Here is a 16,119-nt window from a genome sequence, read left to right as displayed (position 1 = left end):
CGACGCGCCTTCGCCGCGACCTGCGAGCGCCATGACCAAATCCCATCCGGTCGTCACCGACCTCAACCTGCTGCGGGTGTTTCTCGCGATCTCGGAGCTGCGCAGCCTGACCGCGGCCGGCGAGCGGCTCGGGCTCACGCAGCCGGCCGTCAGTCACGCACTGCGACGCCTGCGCAACCTGTTCGACGATCCGCTGTTCGTGCGCACGCCGTCCGGCATGGCGCCGACCGACGCGGCGCGCCAACTGCACGGCCCGTTGACGCGCGCGTTCGGCATCATCGATCTCGCGGTGCAGCAGGTCGCGCATTTCGATCCGGCCACCGCGAGCCGCACCTTCCGGATCTCGATGTCGGACATGTCGGAGTTCTATTTCCTGCCGCCGCTGCTGGCGCGGCTCGCGGAAATCGCGCCGGGCATTCGCGTCGACATCGCGAGTGCGGCAGTCGATGCGGTCGGCGCCGCGATGCGCGGCGGCGAGATCGATCTGGCGCTCGGCTACGTGCCGGATCCGGGCCCCGGTTGCGTGAGCGAAACGCTGTTCTCGGACGAGCACGTCTGCATGGTGCGGGCCGGCCATCCGCTGCGCAAGCGCGCGCCGACGCAGGACGACCTGGCCGCGCTGCGCTACATCTACGCGAGCAGCAATGCGACCGGCCACCGGATGGTCGAGAAGTGGCTCGACGAGTTGCACGTCGAGCGCACCGTCGTGCTGCGGTTGCCGCACTTCATCGTCGCGCCCGAGATCGTGCAGCACACCGATCTGGCGATCCTGTTCCCGCGCAGCGTCGCCGAGCGTTTCAACCGCGGCCGCGCGTTCCGGATCTTTCCGCTGCCGTTCGTGCTGCCGCCGATCGAGATCCAGATGCACACGCACGTGCAGTTTTCGGCGGACCCGGGCATCGCGTGGCTGCGCGGCGTGATCCACGGCATGTTCCATCGTCCGGACGCCTGACGGCGATTCCGCACGCATTGATAAATATCCGCTCCACTGATTTAGAATGCGTTCACGCATCAATTTGACGAATAGTGGAGGCGGTCATGACATCGGTCGATCATCTCGATCTGAACCTGTTGCGCGTATTCCAGGCGATCGTCGAGGAACGCAGCCTGACGAAGGCCGGCGAGCGGCTCGCGCTGTCGCAGCCGGCCGTCAGCTATTCGCTCGGCCGGCTGCGCACGCTGTTCGACGATCCGCTGTTCGTGCGCACGCGCTCGGGCATGCAGCCGACGCCGGTCGCGCTCGAGCTCGCGGGCATCGTCGGCAAGGCGCTCGACATGGTGCGCGTGGCGCTGCGTTACGCGGAGCGCTTCGATCCGGCCACCAGCACACGCACGTTCCGGTTGTCGTTGTCGGATGCGGGCGAGATGGCGTACCTGCCGGCGATTTGCCAGGCGCTGCGCGAGCGCGCGCCGCGCGTGACGCTGAGCGTGCAGCCGCTGCCGGTGGAGGAGATCGAGGAAGCGCTGCGCGCGAGCCGGCTGGATTTCGCGATCGGCAACCTGCCCGAGCTGATGCCGTGCACGCGTCACCAGACGCTGTTCGAGGAAACCTACGTATGCATGACGGGCCGCCGGCGCGGGGTGCCGAGTGGTGCCGCGCTGAGCCTCGACCAGTTCGTGCGCGCCGCGCACGTCAACGTGAAATCGGTCGAGCACAGCCACCACGCGCTCGACGATGCGCTCCGAGCGCAGGGCGTGGGCCGCAACATCGCGCTCGAAGTGCCGCACTTCGTCGCGCTGCCGAGCGTGCTGTCGGTCACGGATCTCTATGCGACGCTGCCGAAGCGGCTCGCGCAGATCCTGAACCGCGACAATGCGTTCCGCCTGTATGCGCTGCCCGTCACGCTGCCGCCCGCGCCGGTGACGATGCACTGGCACGAGCATTTCCATGAAGACGAAGGCAACGCGTGGATGCGCGCGTTGCTGGCCGAGCTTGTCGCGCGTTTCGATGACGCGTGACCCATGACGCGGAAGGCAACGCATGGATGTGCGCGTTGCTGGTCGCGTTTGTCGAGAGATTCGACGGCGCGAGACGTCCTGAACGGGCGTTGCTCGTGCCGCGCGCGTCAGTGATCAGAGATCCAGAACGAGCACCGCCGAGCGCGCACGCGACACGCAGCAGCAGATCACCGTGTTGCTCGCGCGCTCGGCCTTGCTGAGACAGTGATCGCGATGATCGGGCTCGCCGTCGATCACGGGCACCATGCAGGTGCCGCATACGCCTTCGCCGCATGATGTATCGACCTCGATGCCGATGCGCGCGAGCGCGTCGACGATCGACGTGTCGGGCGCGACGCGTACCGATTGCCCGCTGCGCTGCAGGCGCACTTCGAAGCCGTCGGCCAGGCCGGTACTGGTACCGGCATCGGCGGCGGCCGGCTCCGCCGCGAAGCGTTCGAGATGAATCGAATCTTCAGGCAAGCGCGCCGCGGCCGCCGCGACGACCGCATCCATGAACGGCCCCGGGCCGCACGTATAGACGTGTGCGTGCGCGTCGACCGATTCGACGCAGCGGCCCAGCTCGGCCGCGAGTGCGTCGGGCTCGATGCCATAGTGGAACGTCACGTGCGACGCGAATGGCTCGGCCGCGAGTTCGTCGACGAAGGCCGCATGTTCGCGGCTGCGCGCGAAGTAGTGCAGCCGATAGCGCGCGCCGCGCTTGTGCAGCGCATACGCCATCGACAGCAGCGGCGTGATGCCGATGCCGGCCGCGATCAGCACGTGCTCGCTCGCGCTATCCGTCAGACGAAACAGGTTGCGCGGCGCGCCGATCGACAGCTCGGCGCCGATCTGCACGTCGTCGTGCAGCGAACGCGAGCCGCCGCGCGACTGCGCCTCCTTCTTCACCGCGAACAGGTAGCTGCCGCGCTCGTCGGGGTTGCCGCACAGCGAGTATTGCCGCGTGACGCCGGACGGCGCGGTCACGTCGATATGGGCGCCGGGTTCGTACGCGTCGAACGGCTGGCCGTCGACGCGCGAAACCCGGAAACAGCGGATGTCCTGCGCCGCGTCGATCAGCGCGTCGATCCGGACTTGGTGGCGGTTCGCTTGCATGGGTAAATCCGTGGGGGTAGGAGGAAAGCGGCGCGGCAAATACCGCGCCGTCATGCGATCGAGAATAGGGACGGGCATCGCATAAATCAAATCGATTAAAAAGCGATGCCTGAATCAGTGGGGTGGATGATGGTCGGGCGGCGCGATTGCGCCTGATTGCGCCCGATGTTCAGCGTGCGGCGATCGCGTTGCCCGCGTCGGCCGCGTGCGGCGCGGCGGCCGACGCATGGCCGCGTTCGCGATCGAGGCTGCGGCGATAGTGCCGGCACCCGGCGGCGAGCAGCAGCGCGGCGAGCGTGGCCGCCGCGACGTTGACGATCGACATCGAATGACCGACCGCCGCCGGCGCGCCGAACACGCGGTCGGTGAACAGCGCGACGACGGTCGTGCCGATCCCGAGCGCGATCAGGTTCGACACGAGCAGGAACAGCGCGGAGATCTGCGCGCGCATCTGGTTCGGCGCGAGCGTCTGCATCGCGGCGGTGGACGTCGGCATCGGGAACGACGCGAAGAACATCGCGACGACGAGCATCGCGAGCGACGCATGCAGCGAATCGAGCTGCGTGAACAGCGTCGCGGGGATCACCATGCACGCGGCGCCGATCGCGCCGGCGCGCATCGGCGCATCGCTGCGGCCGCGCTTGAGCAGCCAGTCGTTGAGCCAGCCGCCGCAGAACACGCCGGCCGTGTTCGCGACCAGCAGCACGATGCCGAGCGTGTAGCCGGCTTCGACGGCCGTCATTCCGAAGCGGCGGATATAGAACGCGGGCGTCCAGCTCAGCAGGCAGTACAGCGTCATCGCGTAGAACGAGAAGCCGAGGTAGTGACACGAGAAGGTTGCGCGATGCGTGCCGACGAAGCGCAGCGAATCGCGCATCGACACGCGCCGCACGGCGCCCGAGCGGTCCTGCGCGAGCCCCTTGCGTTGCGGGTCGCGCACGGTCGCGGCGAACAGCAGTGCAACGAGGATCCCCGGCAGGCCGACGATCAGGAACGTGACCTGCCACGCATGCACCTGCCCGACCACCGGCAGCGTGAACGCGCTCGCGTGCTTGAGCAGTGCGATCACGTAGCCGCCGATCAGGAATGCGACACCGCCGCCGATGAACGAGCCGAGCGAATACACGGCGATCGCGCGCCCCAGCTTCTCCTTCGGGAAGTAGTCGGCGAGCATCGAATACGCGCCGGGCGACAGCGCGGCTTCGCCCACGCCGACGCCCATTCGCGCGATGAACATCTGCACGAAATGCTGGCTGAGCCCGCACGCGGCGGTCGCGACGCTCCACAGCGCGATGCCGAGCGAGATGATCCGCGGCCGCGCGTAACGGTCGGCGAGATAGGCGACGGGCAGCCCCATCACCGCATAGAACAGCGAGAACGCGAAACCGTTCAGCAGGCTGAACTGCGTGTCGGACAGGTGCAGGTCGCGCTTGATCGGCTCGATCATCAGCACGAGGACCTGGCGGTCGACGAACGAAAAGACGTACGCGAGCATGCAGATGACGACGACATACCATTCGTACGTATAGCGCTTGCCGTCGGCAGCGCGGGCCGTGGATGCGGACATGCGGATTCTCCAGGAGCGGGCGGTGGAAACGCGCGGCAGCGGCCTGGCGGGCCGGGCGCCGTCGCGGCGCGAAAGCGTGCGGGGGCACGTGTCGGAGACGCAGCGTAGTCGGCCAAATTCGGCCGCCATAGCCGGAGTGACAGCCGCGCCACACGGGCATTTACCGACCCGGATAAAGAAAACACCAGGGTCTCGCGCGCCGGCCGCCGCGCAGCGCGCCTGCGGCGGGGCGCACGTGCATCATGCGGCGCATCTATAAGCGTTATAGAGCGCATTGCGTCGACGTCCGAAATTGTCGTTCCTAGACTCGGCCCGTTTTTGATCGGCAGCGTTGGCCCTTCGCGGCGAACGCGCTTCATGCCACGCGGCGCGACGCCGACCGGCGCCGCAAACTCTACGGGACGACGACGATGAACCAACCGAACGGGCGGGCCGACCGGCTTGCCGTACCGCTTGCCGCGCTGCTTGCCTGCGCGGCGCTGCCCGCATTCGCGCAATCGAGCGTGACGCTCTACGGCCGCATCGACACCGCGATCGAATACGCGAACGCCGGGCCGAACCACGTGACGCGCATGGGCAGCGGCAACCTGTGGGCGTCGCAGTGGGGGCTGAAGGGTGTCGAGGATCTCGGCGGCGGCTACGCGACGATCTTCAAGCTGGAAGACGGCTTCAATGCGGGAAGCGGCGCACTGTCGAACGGCAGCGCACTGTTCGGCCGCGAGGCGTGGGTCGGCATCACGGGGCCGTTCGGTGGCGTGCAGTTCGGCGAGCTTTACACGATCCTGCACACCACGCTCGTCACGTACAGCCTGCCGGGCCTCGGCGCGGGGCTCGCGTGGGGCAACGCGACGAACAACTTCGTCGGGCCCGCGTTCCTGCGCGTGCGCAACTCGATGCGCTACACGTCGCCGCGCGTGGCGGGCTTCATGCTGCGGGCGATGGCCGCACGCGGCACCAACGGCGCGGCCGGCCAGCCGACGACGCTCGGCGATACGTACGGTGCGGGGCTCAACTACGTGCAAGGCGGCCTGTCGGTCGACGTCGACTATATGCAGCAGAAGTTCAGCCCGGTGGCTGCGTCCGCGCTCGGCGACACGAGCCCGGCCGCGAACGGCAACTACACGCTGGGCGCGATTTCGTACGATTTCCGCGTCGTGAAGGTCGCCGCGCTGTACATGCGCCATCGCGGCGGCCCCGACGTCGCGACCGCGATCGACAGCCAGAGCGCGTATCCGCACAGCGACATCATGGAATTGAGCGCGACGGTGCCGATCGGGCGTGCTTCTCTGCTGCTGAGTGTCGGCCATTACCGCAAGGTCGCGGACAGCGACGGCAACGCCGATTCGTACGGCATCCGCTTCGACTATCCGCTGTCGAAGCGCACCGTGCTGTACACGGGCGCCGCGATGGTGCGCAACGGCGCGCACGCACGCTTCGTCGTGAACGGCGCGGCCGGTGGCGGCGTCGCGGTCGCGAAGCCGGGCGCGACCGCGAGTTCGATCGTCGCGGGCATCCTCACGTCGTTCTGAACGCTTCGGACGATTCGGCCGATTCGGCCGCTTTGGTCGGTTTGGCCGCCTCGCGCCCGCGTGCGCACTCGTACCCGCTTGTGCCGCTACGCACAGGCGGGCGGTTGCGGCGCGAGCCATGCGTCGAACGGCGCCAGCTCGCCGATGTTGAACAGTTCGAGCAGCAGCGCGCGCAGCCAGCGATGGCCGGGGTCGGCGTCGAAGCGTCGGTGCCAGTACGCGTTGACGGCCCATTCGCCCGCACCGGCGATCTCGTACAGCGCGCACGGCTGCCGCGCCGCGAACGTGATCGCGATCGTTTCCGGCAGGATCAGCGCGTAGTCGCCGTCCTGCAACAGCGCGGGCACCACCAGGAAATCAGGGAGCGCCGCGCGCACGCGCGGCATCAGCCCGTGCCGCTCCAGCAGCTGCATCGATTGCGGATGCGACGCGACCGCGACGAAGCGCAGCGTATCGGGCGCGTCGCCATCGAGCACGTAATCGTCGGGCAGCGCGACGCGCTGCGCGGTGCGGCGCGGCATCAGCAGCACGCAGCGCTCGTGCAGCAGCGCGGTGCGCTGGAAGTGGCTCGACGCGTCGGCGAAATGCCCGAGCGCGAAGTCGATCCGCCCCGATTCGAGCGCGACGTTGAGCTGGCATTCGTCGACGTGCAGCGTCTCGATCACCGCACCCGGCGCGCGGCGGTCGAATGCGGCGAGCAGCGTCGGCAGGAACGCGCTCGCCGCGAAATCGCTCATGTGCAGGCGGAACACGCGCTGCGTGCTGTCGGGCGTGAAGCGCGAGCCTTCGTCGAGCACGTCCTGCAGGATCGCGAGCGCCTTGTCGACCGATAGCGCGAGCCGCTGCGCGCGCGGCGTCGGCTCGACGCCGGTGCCGGTGCGCACGAACAGCGCGTCGCGGAACATCAGCCTCAGCCGGCCGAGCGCGTAGCTGACGGACGGCTGCGTGACGCCGAGCCGCAGCGCCGCGCGGCCGACGTGCCGCTCCTCGTACACGGCACGAAACGTCTTCAGCAAGTTGAGATCGAGATCCTGCACGCGCAGTTCGGACGGGTCGGTGTCGTGCGGTGCGGATTCGTTGCGGGCCGGGGCCGCCGGGCGGCCGGGTGCGGAGTGCGTCATCGGGGTTGCCTCGCGGTGACGGAAGGCGCGTGGCCATATCGCCGCGCATACGCCTTCGCGAAATGGCCGAAGCCATGGATACCGTGTGCGATCAGCACGTCGGTCACGCTGCGCGCGTCGCCGCGTTGCAGCGCCGCGTGCACGGCGGCGAGCCTGCGATCGCGCACATACGCGGCCGGCGTGGTGTGCAGGAATGCGCGGAACGCGTGCTGCAGCGTGCGCGGCGCGACGCCCGCGACGGCCGCCAGCGCGGCGAGCGCGAGCGGTTCGCCGAGGTGTGCGTCGACGTGATCGCACGCGCGCCGCACGTGTGCCGGCAGCGGCGGCGTGCCGCGCGTGAGCGCATCGCTGTACGAATGCGGCAGGTGCGTGAGCAGCAGCGACATCAGCCACGTGGTGAGATCGGCGCCGAAGGTCGTCGCGGCGGTGCCGATGCCCGGCTGCGCGCCGAGCCGGCACAGGTACTCGAAGGTCGGCAGCAGCAGCGCGGCGCCCGCGCCGGCGCCACCGGTTGCAAGGTCGAACTGCAGCGGCCGCGTGAGCGTGGCTTGCAGCATGTCCTGCAACTTGCGTTCGAGCGCGCCGCGTTCGAGCCGCAGCACGAGATTGCGGCAATCCGGGCTCGTGCTCAGGCGGCTCGCGAGCGCGGGCGACGACACGGTCAGCTCGCCGGGGCCGGCGCGCGCGACGACGCTGCCGGCCTGCAGGTCGCATGCACCGGCGAGCGTCAGTCTGAACAGGAAGTGCTCGGCGTCGTCGCCGAAATCGATGCGCGTTTCGCGGCCGTAGCAGAGTTCGAGCAGTGCGCCGTGATGCAGCGGCACTTCATACAGCTCCGCATGAAACGGATCGAGGCCGCGCGCGGCCATCCGGTGAGGCCCAAGGCGGTGCGCGACCGCGCGTTCGACTTCATCGGGAGCGTGCAGCGTGCCGAGCCGGTTCGGCGCATGGCGGGACAGGGCGATATCCATTCACGAACCTCATAGCGGATGCGGATGCGGGCGCGCGGCGGCACGCGCATTGCCGCGATTGCGTTGCGCGAACGGGCGCGCCGTTGCGCGTTTTGAAGCGACGCGGTGAACGCCGCCGCGTAGTCTCGGAAACACTCAATCACCGGGAGAAGACGATGAAGGTATGTGTTCTGGGCGGCGGCCACGGCTGCCATGCGGCGGCGATCGACCTGCTCGAGAAGGGCCATGACGTGACGTGGTGGCGGCGCGACCGCGAGCCGCATGCGCGGTTGCGCGAGCTGGGCGTGCTGAACGTGACCGACTATCGCGGCAAGCGCGCGGTGCCGCTCGGCGATGCGCCGGGTGCGATCCGCCTGACCGGCGACCTCGCGGCCGCGCTGCGCGGCGCGCAGCTCGTCGTGGTGCCGCTTCCTGCCACGTCGCACGACGCGCTCGCCGCGCAGGTTGCGCCGTTGCTGGAGGACGGCCAGGTCGTGTTCCTGCCGCCCGGCACGTTCGGCAGCTTCGTGTTCGCGCAGGCGGCGGCCGGGGCGGGCAACCGTTCGCGCGTCGCATTCGCCGAGACGGGCACGCTGCCGTACCTCGTCCGCAAGCACGGCGACAACGACGTCGTGATCAGCGCGTATGCAACGCGCTTGCCGACCGGCGTGTTGCCGGCGAATGCGGCCGGCTGGGCGTTCGACGTGCTGCGCGCGGGCTATCCGTCGGTCGAGCCGGTCGAGGATGCGTTGTCCGGCGCGTTGATGAACGCGGGGCCCGTGATCCATCCGCCGCTGATCCTGATGAACGCCGGGCCGCTCGAACACTTCGACGCATGGGACATCCACAACGAAGGCACGCAGCCGTCGATCCGCCGCGTGACGAATGCGCTCGACGCCGAACGCATCGCGGTGCGCGAAGCGCTCGGCTACCGCGCGCCGCATTTCCCGCTCGCGGATCATTACGCGACCGAAGGCGACGAATGGATGTACGGGCGCGGCGCGCACGGCAAGCTGACCGATAGCGGCGACTGGCGCGAGAAGATCGATCTGCGGAACCATCGCTACATGCTCGAGGACACCCGGCTCGGGCTGTCGTTCATCGTGTCGTGCGGGCGCTGGGCCGGCGTGCCGACGCCGGTTGCGCAGGGGCTGCTGAGCATCGCGAGTGCGGTTGCGGAGCGCGACCTGTATGCGGAAGGGCGCACGCTGGAGCGGCTCGGCATCGCGGCGCTGTCGAAGGCCGCGATGCGTGCGCTGCTCGACGCGGGCATGACGGGCGTCGCGGGAGTTTCAGCATGAACGCCGTCGAAGTGACGCGCGTGCACGTGCTCGGCGCGGGACGCATGGGGCAGGGGATCGCGCTCGTGTTCGCGTTCGCGGGGCTCGACGTGACGCTGATCGACTTCAAGCGGCGCGATGCGGCTGGCCAACGCGCCTTCGACGATCGCGCGCGCGACGAGATCGCGAGGCCGTTGCACGCGCAGGTCGCGCTCGGTCGCATCGATGCCGCGCAGGCCGATGCGGTCGTCGCGCGCATCGCGATCGTCGCCCGGGACGGCGCTGCCGAAGCCGTGCGTGATGCGGAGGTCGTGTTCGAGGCGCTGCCCGAGGTGCTCGACGCAAAGGCGGATGCATTTCGCTGGCTCGGCGAGCATGTCGATGCGCGGGCAACGATTGCGTCGACCACGTCGACGTTCGTCGTCACCGAATTGCAGCGCCATGTCGTTCACCCCGAACGGATGCTGAACGCGCACTGGCTGAACCCCGCATTGCTGATGCCGCTCGTCGAGATCAGCCGCAGCGACGCAACCGACCCGTCGGTGGTCGATGCGCTCGCCGCGCTGCTCGAGCGTGTCGGCAAGAGGCCGGTGATCTGCGGGCCGGCGCCCGGCTACATCGTGCCGCGCATCCAGGCGCTCGCGATGAACGAGGCCGCGCGGATGGTCGAAGAGGGTGTTGCAAGCGCGGAGGATATCGACACGGCCATCCGCACGGGTTTCGGCCCGCGCTTCGCGGTGCTCGGGCTGCTCGAATTCATTGACTGGGGCGGCTGCGACATCCTGTACTACGCGTCGAAGTACCTGGCCGGCGAGATCGGCCCGCGCTTCGCGCCGGCCGCGAGCGTCGTGCGCAACATGGAAACCGGGCGCGACGGTGTGCGCACGGGGGCCGGCTTCCACGACTATGCGAACGTGGACGTGCCCGCGTACATGCGGCAGCGGCTCGGCGAATTCGCGCGGCTGCTCGATCACCTGGGATTGGCGCCGGTGTTCGACGGCGGGCGGCGCGACCCGCGCGCGTAGCGCGGACGACTCGGCCGCGCGCGCTCGCGGTGCCACGATAGCGCGCACGTGGCACCGTGAGCGGGTGAGCGGCTCACTCACCGGAAACGGCGACGGCACGGATGCGGCCGACGCGTGCAGCACGCTCACGCCGTATCGCCGCGCGTGCCGGCGTCGGGCGCGACGTGCGTCTCGCGCATCACGCACAGCGTCGCGACGGTCACGAGGCCGAGCGCGACAAGGAACAGCGATACCGGCCACGACGCCTGATATCGCGCGAGCAGCGCGGTCGCGATCAGCGGCGACATCCCGCCCGCGAAGATCGATGCGACTTCATGCCCGAGCGCGACGCCCGAATAACGCACCTCGGTGCTGAACAGTTCGCCGACGAGCGCGGGCAGCGTGCCGATCATCGCGCCGTGGCTCACGGCGGTGCCGACCGTGAGCGCGAGCCACACGAGCGGCGTCGCGCGGGTGTCGAGCAGCCAGAAGAACGGGAACGCGCACGCGACGAGGCTCAGCGCGCCGATCAGGTACACGGGTTTGCGGCCGATCCGGTCGGACAGCCGGCCCCACGCGAGCATCGCGCCCATCTCGACGATCATCGCGATCATCACGCCGGTCAGCATCACGCCGTTCGGGATGCCGACGTATTTGCCGTAGACGAGCGAGAACGCAAGGAAGATGTACGCGCCGCCGTTCTCGGCCACGCGCAGCCCCATCGCGAGCAGGATTTCCTTCGGATGGCGGCGGATGCACTCGACGATCGGCAGGTGGGTATGCGCGCCGCGCTTGCCGGCCTGCTCGAAGTCACGGCTTTCCGGCAGATGGCGGCGGATGTAGATGCCGATCGCGAAGATCACGATGCTCGCGAGGAACGGCAGCCGCCAGCCCCAGGTGCGGAACGCATCGGCCGGCAGCGCCTGCGCGGCGAGAAACGCGGCTGACGACAGCACGAAGCCGCCGCCCACGCCGAGCTGGCTCCACGCGGCGTAGTAGCCGCGCTGTTCCGGCGGTGCGTTCTCGCTGATCATCAGCACGCCGCCGCCCCATTCGCCGCCCGACGCGATGCCTTGCAGCAGCCGCAGCACGACGAGCGCGGCCGGTGCCCACAAGCCGACCTGCGCATAGGTCGGCAGCAGGCCGATCGCGAAGGTCGATGCGCCCATGATCAGCAGCGTCCAGACGAGCGACGCCTTGCGCCCGTAGCGATCGCCGACGTGGCCGAATACGATCCCGCCGAGCGGCCGTGCGACGAAGCCTAGCGCGAAGGCCGCGAACGCGGCGAGGCTGCCGGCGAGCGGCGATGCGCCGGGCGGAAAGAACACGTGGCCGAATACCAGTGCGGCGGCCGTGCCGTACACGAAGAAGTCGTACCACTCCATCGCGTTGCCGGCGACGGAGGCGATGACGATCCGGCGCAGCTGCCGGTCGGCGAGCGGCCGGGCGGCGCTCGGGGATTGCACGGTGTCGGTCGGATACATGGCGGACTCTGAAGGGGGAGGCAGGCGCGTGCCGTCTGTGCAGCACTGCGGGCTAGTGTTGTCGGCACCGCGCCCCCGGTCAAATCCGCAGAAAAAGGGGAGGGTCATCACTCCCGCTGATGATGGTCATGCGGCGCGCGGCCGTGCCCGCGCGCCCGGCATGCCGTTACCGCTCGATCTGCCGGTTCCAGCGCGTATCCCACTGCGCGCGGCGCGCATTGATCGCCGTCCAGTCGACGACCGTCACCTTGCGCACCAGGTCGTCGACGTTGCCGAGGCTTTGCTGCATCGCGGCGGGCATCTTCGCGACGCGGTTGGTCGGGATCTGCTTGCCGGCCTCGGCGGCTTTCGTCTGCGCGGGTGCGGACAGCAGGAACTGCGCGAGCTTTTGCGCCAGTTGCGGATCGGGATTGTTCGCGACCACGCACAGGTCGACGAGCAGCAGCACGGGGCCTTCCTTCGGGTTCGCGTACGCGACCGGGATGCCCTTGTCCTGCAGGTCGCCGACGCCGGTCGGCGTGAGCGGGAACAGGCCGGCCTCGCCGGTCTGCACCATCTCCGAGATCTTCGCCGAGTTCGGGATGTACTCGACGACGTTCGGCCCGACCGTGCTCGCCCACTTGCTGAAGCCGGGCTCGACGTTCTGCTCGCTGCCGCCGAGCAGCCGGTTGATCGCGAGGAAGCCGTGCAGCCCGAACGTGCTGCTCGATGCCGACTGGAACACGACCTTGCCCTTGTACTTCGGATCCGCGAAATCCATCCACGACGTCGGCGGCGCCCAGCCCTTCTCCGCGAACAGCTTCCTGTTGTACGCGATGCCGGTCATCCCGAGCTGCACGCCCGCGCCGACGTCGTCCTTCATCCGCGCGAACGGGTACAGCTCCTTCAGCACCGGCGAATCGTCGAGCTTCTGGCACACGCCGAGGCTGACCGCGCGCGCCATCACGCCGTCGTCGAGGAACGCGACGTGGATCTGCGGCTTGTTGCGGTTCGCGAGCAGCTTCGCGAGCACGTCCGACGACGTGCCGGGCACGATGACGACCTTCACGTTGTTCGCCTTCTCGAAGTCGGGCAGTACCTGGCTCGTATAGGCCTTCTCCATCGGGCCGCCGTTCATGCCGACGTAGATCGTCTTCGTTTGCGCGAACGCGGGCGCGCTCGCGCCGGCGACGCAGAGGGCGGCGGCGGCCGCAATCGTTCCGAGCAGTTTCACTTGTGGGTCTCCTCTTGAGGGAAAGGGATGGTCGGCGTGGCTTGCGGGGCGAATCGACCGATCGAGAACGCGTCGAGCGGCGTGGCGGTTTCGCCGGTCGTGACGAGATCGGCGAGTACGTCGCCGACGCCCGGCGCGAGCAGGAACCCGCCGCCGGAAAAACCGAATGCATGCAGCAGGCGCGGCGTCGTGCGGCTCGCGCCGATGATCGGGTTGTGGTCGGGCGTGCAGCCTTCGACGCCGCTCCACGTGCGAATCAGCAGCGCGTCGCGCAGCGCGGGCAGCAGTGCGCACGCGTCGCGCATCGCCGCACGTGTCGTATCGACCGACGGCTGGCCGAACTCGCCGTCGCCGCGGCCGCGCCCGCCGCCGATCACGCAGTTGCCGCGCGCGACTTGCCGCGCGTACACGCCGCCGCCGTATACGCCGAGGTTGTGCGTGATGAACGGCGGCAGCGGTTCGGTCACCCACATATTCGGGTAGATCGGCTCCATCGGCACGGCTTCGCCGAAGCGCTCGGCGATCGTGTTTGCCCACGCGCCGGCCGAATTGATCAGCCATGTTGCGCTGCACGCGCGGCCGCCTGCTTGAAAGTGGAAGCGCGTGCCGTCGTGGTGAACGTCGTCGACCGGCGTGTGCTCGAACACGTCGGCGCCCGCCGCGAGGGCCGCGCGCGCGAACGCGGGCGACACGAGGCGCGGGTTCGCATGGCCGTCGGTCGCGCACAGCGAACCGCCGAGCGCCGCGCGGCCGAGCCACGGATAGCGGCGGCGGAACGCGTCGCCGCGCATCACCTGCAGCGGCAGGCCGTGCTCGCCGGCGAGCGTCGCGTATGCGTCGAGCGCGTCGAGATCGGCGTCGCTGCGCGCGAGCCGCAAGTGGCCCGACACGACGAATTCGCCGTCGATGCCGATCAGCTCGGGCAGGCGATCCCAGATGCGCCGCGCACGCAGCGCGAGCGGCAGTTGCTCGGCCGGGCGGCCCTGGCAGCGCACGCCACCGTAGTTCACGCCGCTCGCCTGCGCGCCGCAGTCGCGCCGCTCGAACAGCCCGACGCGCAGGCCGCGCCGTGTCAGCGCCAGCGCGGCCGATGCGCCGACGAGGCCACCGCCGACGATCGCGACGTCGTAATGCCGGTGCTCACTCATCGCGCGCCTCGTCGGGAATCGCCGCGACGTCGTCGCCCGCGAGCGCGGCCGAGATCGGGAACGGCTTCACGGGTGGTTGCACGCGCAACCGGCCGATATCGGCAAGCGGGCGGCCGGTTTCGGCGGCCAGGACGAGCGCGGCCGCATCGCCGCACATGCGGCCCTGGCAGCGGCCCATCCCCACGCGTGTCAATGCCTTCAGGCGGTTCAGTTCGGTCGCTGCGCCGTCACGGATGCAACGGCGCAGCGTGCCCGCATCGATCTCCTCGCAGCGGCACACGATCGTGTCGTCGGCGCAGCGCGCGGCCTGCTCGACGGGCAGCGCGAACGCGGCTTCCAGGCCCGTGCGGAACGCGCCGATGCGCGCGAGCGTGCGTTCGAGCGTCGCCGCATCGGGCTTGCCGGACGGGGACGGCGGCGCGATGCCGGCATCGTCGAGCATGGCGAGCGCCGCGCGCCGGCCCGACGCTTCGGCCGCGTCGGCGCCCGCGATGCCCGCGCCGTCGCCCGCGACGTAAATCCCGCGCACCGACGTGCGGCCGGCCGCGTCGCGCTCGGGCAGCCATGCCCGGTTGACCGGGTCGAAGCCGAACCGGCAACCGGCAAGATCGGCGAGCTGCGTTTCCGCACGCAGGCCGAAGCCGAGGCCGAGCGCATCGCAGTCGAGCACGCGCGGCGGTGCATCGGCGCCGGCTGCGCGCCAGGCGAGCCCCGTCACATGGTGCTCGCCGAGCACGCGCTCGAGCGTGACGCCCGTTTCGATCGCGACACCCCGCGCGCGCAGCCAGCCGATGTAATAGAGCCCCTTCGCGAAGATCGACGGCATGCGCAGCAGTGCGGGCGCGGCGGCAGCCTGGCGGCGCAGCGGGCTCGTGTCGAGCACGGCCGCGACCTGCGCGCCGGCCTTCGCATACTGGTATGCGACGAGATACAGCAGCGGCCCCGTGCCCGCGAACACGATGCGCCGGCCGATCGCGCAGCCCTGCGCCTTCAGCGCGACTTGCGCGCCGCCGAGCGTATAGACGCCTGCGAGGGTCCAGCCCGGCACCGGCAGCATGCGGTCGGTTGCGCCGCTTGCGACGATCAGGTGCGAATACGGCACGGTGACTTCGCGGCCGCCCTGCAGCGTATCGACGCGGCCCACACCGCATGCCCACGCGAGCGTGTCCGGCCGGTAGTCGACGTGCGGCAGCAGCGCTTCCATGGTCCGGTGCACGGCGTCGGCCTTGGCGGCTTCGAACCCGTACAGCGCTCGCTTGCTGCGCACGAAAGCGCCGCTCGCCGACGGTTGCCGGTAGATCTGCCCGCCCCAGCGCGCGTTCTCGTCGATCACGACGGGGCGCAGCCCCGCGTCGACCAGCGCCTCGGCCGCGCGTACCCCGGCCGGGCCCGCGCCGACGATCACCGGTTGCAGTGCGTCGTTCATCGCGTGTCTCCGGCGGCAACGGGCCGCGTGGCAGTGACGATCCGCATGCCGTCGGCGATCGGCGTTGAGCATGCGCGCACGCGTGCGCCTGCCTCGGTGCGCACCCAGCAGTCCTGGCACGCGCCGATCAGGCAGAAGCCTGCGCGCGGCAGGCCGCTGAATTCGCTGGTACGCACGCGGCGCTGCGCGACGAGGATCGCGGTGAGCACGGTGTCGCCGGCAAGCGCCTGCGCGGGGCGGCCGTCGAGCGTGAACGCGACGGCGGCACGCTCGCGCTCGGCGACGCGCACGAACTGCGCGCCGTCGTCGACGGGTTCGGTTGAACGGGAAACGGAAGTCATCG

General features: G+C 69.7%; 14 protein-coding genes. 5 read left to right on the top strand and 9 right to left on the bottom strand.

Annotated elements, in window-relative coordinates; translation table 11 throughout:
- The first annotated feature begins 31 nt into the window (after window positions 1-31).
- Together C5O79_RS20935 and C5O79_RS20930 are read left to right on the top strand one after the other, a co-directional pair.
- On the top strand, window positions 32-952 hold the full coding sequence (locus tag C5O79_RS20935; protein WP_046549320.1) for a LysR family transcriptional regulator: 921 nt from the start codon (window positions 32-34) through the stop codon (window positions 950-952).
- An 86-nt stretch (window positions 953-1,038) separates the two neighbouring features.
- Window positions 1,039-1,959 (top strand): LysR family transcriptional regulator, encoded by a 921-nt coding sequence (locus C5O79_RS20930; RefSeq protein WP_046549561.1) that lies wholly within the window; start codon window positions 1,039-1,041, stop codon window positions 1,957-1,959.
- A gap of 114 nt (window positions 1,960-2,073) precedes the next feature.
- Here the strand turns inward: C5O79_RS20930 and C5O79_RS20925 are convergent, their stop codons facing one another.
- Together C5O79_RS20925 and C5O79_RS20920 are read right to left on the bottom strand one after the other, a co-directional pair.
- Window positions 2,074-3,054, bottom strand: a complete 981-nt coding sequence (locus tag C5O79_RS20925; RefSeq protein WP_124471732.1) for a PDR/VanB family oxidoreductase — start codon at window positions 3,052-3,054, stop codon at window positions 2,074-2,076.
- A 169-nt stretch (window positions 3,055-3,223) separates the two neighbouring features.
- On the bottom strand, window positions 3,224-4,621 hold the full coding sequence (locus C5O79_RS20920; RefSeq protein WP_047851770.1) for an MFS transporter: 1,398 nt from the start codon (window positions 4,619-4,621) through the stop codon (window positions 3,224-3,226).
- Window positions 4,622-5,031: 410 nt separating this feature from the next.
- On the opposite strand from C5O79_RS20920, the gene C5O79_RS20915 reads away from it, so the two are divergent.
- A complete protein-coding gene (locus tag C5O79_RS20915; RefSeq protein WP_122474985.1) occupies window positions 5,032-6,150 on the top strand; it encodes a porin in 1,119 nt (372 codons plus the stop codon).
- Window positions 6,151-6,236: 86 nt separating this feature from the next.
- Here C5O79_RS20915 and C5O79_RS20910 read toward each other — a convergent pair whose 3' ends face one another.
- Window positions 6,237-7,271 (bottom strand): LysR family transcriptional regulator, encoded by a 1,035-nt coding sequence (locus C5O79_RS20910; RefSeq protein ID WP_122474987.1) that lies wholly within the window; start codon window positions 7,269-7,271, stop codon window positions 6,237-6,239.
- Window positions 7,268-8,242 (bottom strand): AraC family transcriptional regulator, encoded by a 975-nt coding sequence (locus C5O79_RS20905; RefSeq protein WP_122474990.1) that lies wholly within the window; start codon window positions 8,240-8,242, stop codon window positions 7,268-7,270. Before C5O79_RS20905 ends, C5O79_RS20910 begins: the two co-directional genes overlap by 4 nt.
- Before the next feature lie 155 nt (window positions 8,243-8,397).
- Here C5O79_RS20905 and C5O79_RS20900 point away from each other — a divergent pair, with 155 nt between their 5' ends.
- Window positions 8,398-9,522 carry an NAD/NADP-dependent octopine/nopaline dehydrogenase family protein gene (locus C5O79_RS20900; protein ID WP_122474992.1) on the top strand — a complete coding sequence of 375 codons (1,125 nt, stop codon included), beginning with the start codon at window positions 8,398-8,400 and terminating at the stop codon, window positions 9,520-9,522.
- Window positions 9,519-10,526 carry a 3-hydroxybutyryl-CoA dehydrogenase gene (locus tag C5O79_RS20895; protein WP_131931635.1) on the top strand — a complete coding sequence of 336 codons (1,008 nt, stop codon included), beginning with the start codon at window positions 9,519-9,521 and terminating at the stop codon, window positions 10,524-10,526. The genes C5O79_RS20900 and C5O79_RS20895 overlap by 4 nt, the downstream gene beginning before the upstream one ends.
- Before the next feature lie 125 nt (window positions 10,527-10,651).
- On the opposite strand, the gene C5O79_RS20890 is transcribed toward C5O79_RS20895, so the two are convergent.
- The 5 genes from C5O79_RS20890 to C5O79_RS20870 all read right to left on the bottom strand — a co-directional run bounded on the left by C5O79_RS20890 (window position 10,652) and on the right by C5O79_RS20870 (window position 16,117).
- Window positions 10,652-11,989 carry an MFS transporter gene (locus C5O79_RS20890; protein ID WP_046549328.1) on the bottom strand — a complete coding sequence of 446 codons (1,338 nt, stop codon included), beginning with the start codon at window positions 11,987-11,989 and terminating at the stop codon, window positions 10,652-10,654.
- Between the two features lie 166 nt (window positions 11,990-12,155).
- Window positions 12,156-13,202: an ABC transporter substrate-binding protein gene (locus C5O79_RS20885; protein ID WP_046549329.1), complete on the bottom strand. Its 1,047-nt coding sequence runs from the start codon at window positions 13,200-13,202 to the stop codon at window positions 12,156-12,158.
- A complete protein-coding gene (locus C5O79_RS20880) occupies window positions 13,199-14,350 on the bottom strand; it encodes an FAD-binding oxidoreductase (protein ID WP_122474996.1) in 1,152 nt (383 codons plus the stop codon). Before C5O79_RS20880 ends, C5O79_RS20885 begins: the two co-directional genes overlap by 4 nt.
- Entirely contained in the window at window positions 14,343-15,776 is a 1,434-nt protein-coding gene (locus C5O79_RS20875; protein ID WP_122474998.1) for an NAD(P)/FAD-dependent oxidoreductase, read from the bottom strand. Before C5O79_RS20875 ends, C5O79_RS20880 begins: the two co-directional genes overlap by 8 nt.
- On the bottom strand, window positions 15,773-16,117 hold the full coding sequence (locus tag C5O79_RS20870; RefSeq protein WP_122475000.1) for a (2Fe-2S)-binding protein: 345 nt from the start codon (window positions 16,115-16,117) through the stop codon (window positions 15,773-15,775). The genes C5O79_RS20875 and C5O79_RS20870 overlap by 4 nt, the downstream gene beginning before the upstream one ends.
- Window positions 16,118-16,119 lie beyond the last annotated feature (2 nt).

Source organism: Burkholderia sp. SRS-25 (genome assembly GCF_004343765.1).
Lineage (GTDB): Bacteria > Pseudomonadota > Gammaproteobacteria > Burkholderiales > Burkholderiaceae > Burkholderia > Burkholderia contaminans.
The sequence above is the reverse complement of the archived record's forward strand: the minus strand, read 5'-3'. Positions and strand labels throughout refer to the sequence as shown.

Coding starts and splice junctions, on each gene's coding strand:
- C5O79_RS20935 (WP_046549320.1), top strand. CDS start 32: ATGACCAAATCCCATCCGGTCGTCACCGACCTCAACCTGCTGCGGGTG.
- C5O79_RS20930 (WP_046549561.1), top strand. CDS start 1,039: ATGACATCGGTCGATCATCTCGATCTGAACCTGTTGCGCGTATTCCAG.
- C5O79_RS20925 (WP_124471732.1), bottom strand. CDS start 3,054: ATGCAAGCGAACCGCCACCAAGTCCGGATCGACGCGCTGATCGACGCG.
- C5O79_RS20920 (WP_047851770.1), bottom strand. CDS start 4,621: ATGTCCGCATCCACGGCCCGCGCTGCCGACGGCAAGCGCTATACGTAC.
- C5O79_RS20915 (WP_122474985.1), top strand. CDS start 5,032: ATGAACCAACCGAACGGGCGGGCCGACCGGCTTGCCGTACCGCTTGCC.
- C5O79_RS20910 (WP_122474987.1), bottom strand. CDS start 7,271: ATGACGCACTCCGCACCCGGCCGCCCGGCGGCCCCGGCCCGCAACGAA.
- C5O79_RS20905 (WP_122474990.1), bottom strand. CDS start 8,242: ATGGATATCGCCCTGTCCCGCCATGCGCCGAACCGGCTCGGCACGCTG.
- C5O79_RS20900 (WP_122474992.1), top strand. CDS start 8,398: ATGAAGGTATGTGTTCTGGGCGGCGGCCACGGCTGCCATGCGGCGGCG.
- C5O79_RS20895 (WP_131931635.1), top strand. CDS start 9,519: ATGAACGCCGTCGAAGTGACGCGCGTGCACGTGCTCGGCGCGGGACGC.
- C5O79_RS20890 (WP_046549328.1), bottom strand. CDS start 11,989: ATGTATCCGACCGACACCGTGCAATCCCCGAGCGCCGCCCGGCCGCTC.
- C5O79_RS20880 (WP_122474996.1), bottom strand. CDS start 14,350: ATGAGTGAGCACCGGCATTACGACGTCGCGATCGTCGGCGGTGGCCTC.
- C5O79_RS20875 (WP_122474998.1), bottom strand. CDS start 15,776: ATGAACGACGCACTGCAACCGGTGATCGTCGGCGCGGGCCCGGCCGGG.
- C5O79_RS20870 (WP_122475000.1), bottom strand. CDS start 16,117: ATGACTTCCGTTTCCCGTTCAACCGAACCCGTCGACGACGGCGCGCAG.